Genomic DNA, 3,239 nt, shown 5'->3' on the forward strand with positions numbered 1-3,239 from the left:
CATCTGTTGACCCATTATCTACAACAATAATATTGTTGATAATTGGAGGAATAGATTGTAAAACTTTCGGCAGAGTTTCAGCCTCATTCCTTGCAGGCAGGATGAGAGCAATATTTATACCTTTCATATAAATAAATATATCATAAAACAAAAAGGTTCAAACATTTAACCATTAATTGAGACATCTACTCTTAAGTTTCTCAATTTCTGTTCTGAGCTGTTTTGAAACATTAATTTCCTATCCTTTATCCTCTTCAGGATTTCTAAAATTTCTCCCTCTCTCTATTATCGAAAAAAACATCCTCTTTTTGATTTCCTTTGCTTTGGTATATTTTGCAACTAATGGTTTTTTAAAAGACTCCATGAAAAGATTCTTGTTCACATTAATTTCAATTTGGGCACCATGTAGTCCATGTTCTGATTCACCATATACATTTATTATCACTTGCCTTTTCTATCGGGTAAAAAAGACACAAAGCCATTTTTATCAGTTCTTCCTTTTTGATGCGGAATTGTGTCTCCGGGACCAAAAATTTCATAGTTGGTTGCGTGAGTTTTGGAAGGATTCTGCTGATAGAAGAAAGGTTGTAATATAAATGATAAAAAAGCATACGGGAGCAGCAAACAGGTAGATTGGAGAATATTTCAGTTATCTTAAGTGCTTAAATTTGAATCTTTAGATTTTTTATATGTGCTTTCAAATATTGATTCGATTATTGATTCGATTTTTAAAAAAGCTTTAAGAATCTCCAAATCAAAATGGTATGGTTTTAATCTATCATCCCCCTCGGAAATAATTTTTAATGTTGTTTTATGATCAAATGCAGGTTTATAAGGACGCATGCTTCTCATAGCATCATAAATATCACATATCATAACTATTCTTGCTTCAATGGGTATTTGCTCACCAATAAGTCCTCTTGGATACCCTGATCCATCCCATTTTTCGTGATGGTTTAGCGCTATTGAAGCTGACATTATAATTTTTGGATGCGTTGATTTGGAGAGAATCTTTTCACCAATTATAGTGTGCGTTTTAATTATATCGAATTCTTCAACAGTTAAGCTCGATTTTTTAAGAAGAATATTATCCGGTATCCCTATTTTGCCAATATCATGCATGGGACTTGCAAAAGTGATTAATTCAACGAATTCTTCGGGCATTTTAAGATACTTAGCAATCTCTCTCGCATACATGCCAATACGCATTATATGTTCACCGGTGCCTGCTTCTTTTGATTCAGCAGCCTTTGTAAGACGCATTATCATTTCATTGCTCATTTCATTTATTAATGATAAAGCTTTTGACAAATCCTCTGTCCGCTTCTTTACCATTGTTTCCAGTTTGTCTTCATACATGTTTTCTATCTGAATAAGGCGATTTACTTTTACATTTATATTTTTTGGTGAAAGAAAACTCACTAATCCAGAAGGTGAAATTTTTTCTTTAATTGCGTCAAGATCATCCCCGAGCTTTTCATTAATAGATATGTACTTTGAATCGAGCTTCCTTACAGCTTCATCGAGTTTTAAAAAGTATGCTATGAGAAAGACAAAACCTAAAAAAACAAAAAAAACAGCGGGGCGAGTCCAGAAGTGAAAAGATATGAAGAATACATATGTGAGTAAAGAAGTTATACAAAGGGTAATCAGTAGTAAAATTGCTGCGTTTTTTTCATCACTATTTATAAATAAAAAAAGCAGAATAGAAGAAATTATTATTGATAAAAACCAGGATATTTTATCATCTATAATATTTATAAAATTTTATCTAACAAATTGTTGAGGATATTAGCATGGATTTCCACCCCTGAGATTGTGTCTCTTTGTTGTGTAAACGGAACAATAATGCGCTCTTCCAACCCGGATGCGGTCAGCCCTACAAGAACAATTTTATTTCTAAAAAAATCCTTTTCATATCTATTTTTTATAATATCTACAAAAGAAATATGTTTAAAAGTTCCTGAAGGTCCATAAAAATTTATATTCATTGAATTTGTTTGAAATATCTTGTTATAAAAGATGTCATCTTTTGCATTATGAAATTGAGAATTGGATTCTTTCCCAATAATAATATTGTAAATAACTGAAGCGAATGAGTAGAGATTAGTATTACGATAGATAATATGGTGAAATACTTTGCGGGTAATTCCATCGGTGTAGGGTTCTACATGGACATGTCCTGTTTTTGCAAATGAGAAAACTTCTGATGGTCGTGTTATTTCGCCTGACTTGCTAATATAAATAGGAAGCACCACTTTGCCAAGTCTTTTAATTGATTCTGCTAAAGAAAGATCATCTTCAGATGATTCCGAAAAAATTATATCAAATCCTATTGCTGAGGCTTCACTTAATGAATTAAGAAGGTTTGAATAATAACTTCTTTTTAAGGGCCATCTACCAAGTTCTGAAAGTGTTTTTTCGTCAATCGCAACAATTAATATTCTTTCATCATGTTTAATAGAACCCCTTAATCTGAAAGATAAGTCATAAAGATAATTATTGATGCCCTCAAAGAAACCGAGATAATCTGCAAAAATGATAAAAGCATATCCGATAATTATTATAAGGCTGATTTTAAGGAATCTTTTTTTCATTGGAGATAAATTATTCAAATTAATGTTCTTCTCAATAAGAGAAATATCTGTATAGTATATAATATATAAAGAAAATTAAACCTAATGTGCCGGCAATGCTGAGAAATTCAATTAATCCCCGGCAACTGGCTTCTTTACGAAAGGCGCTAAAGGATTTGTCCTTATCTTAATTTCCAGAGGTAAAGAAAAGGGAAGCCACGAATATCTTCCCATATCTTCTGATACGGTTTCAGCCTTCGTGGCTTTGTGTTTAATTTCCTTATCTAATTGACAATCCTCAAAGATATTTTTTAATTGTACGAAGCTATCCGCTCAGTAATACCCTGAAACCTTTTTCTTACTTAGATGTATGTTTAGCTTTTTTCTTTTTATCTTTGTGTCTATAGATTTCTCTCTCATGTCCGGGATGTTTATAATCATGAGGGCCATGTTTATCTTTATGCTCATGATTGTGCACATCGGATTTCCCCTTGTGCGTATGTTCGTGTTCATAACAATCTCGTAATTAATTCCAAAGTAAAAATGACTAATCTTATCACGCATTTTTGCCATATCCTGCCATGGCAACTCTTTGTACCTATCTCTAATTGACTTAGGTACGTTTTTTGTTGCTTCTCCTATTATTTCGATTTGGTGTGCAAC

General features: G+C 32.3%; 5 protein-coding genes. All 5 read right to left on the minus strand.

The window, feature by feature from the left end:
* Positions 1–127, minus strand: a 127-nt coding sequence (locus HXY53_08425) for a glycosyltransferase (protein NWF76572.1), incomplete at its 3' end; no start/stop codon positions are given.
* 111 nt (positions 128–238) lie between these two features.
* Positions 239–445 (minus strand): hypothetical protein, encoded by a 207-nt coding sequence (locus HXY53_08430; GenBank protein NWF76573.1) that lies wholly within the window; start codon positions 443–445, stop codon positions 239–241.
* Positions 446–654: 209 nt separating this feature from the next.
* Positions 655–1,359, minus strand: coding sequence for an HD domain-containing protein (locus tag HXY53_08435; protein NWF76574.1), 705 nt, complete (start codon positions 1,357–1,359; stop codon positions 655–657).
* A 398-nt stretch (positions 1,360–1,757) separates the two neighbouring features.
* Positions 1,758–2,597, minus strand: coding sequence for a CHASE2 domain-containing protein (locus tag HXY53_08440; protein ID NWF76575.1), 840 nt, complete (start codon positions 2,595–2,597; stop codon positions 1,758–1,760).
* Positions 2,598–2,909: 312 nt separating this feature from the next.
* Positions 2,910–3,239 (minus strand): DUF86 domain-containing protein (locus tag HXY53_08445; GenBank protein ID NWF76576.1); only part of this gene is annotated, 330 nt, incomplete at its 5' end.

This window comes from Nitrospirota bacterium, assembly GCA_013388455.1.
In the GTDB taxonomy this organism is placed as follows: Bacteria; Nitrospirota; Thermodesulfovibrionia; order Thermodesulfovibrionales; family SM23-35; genus JACAFF01.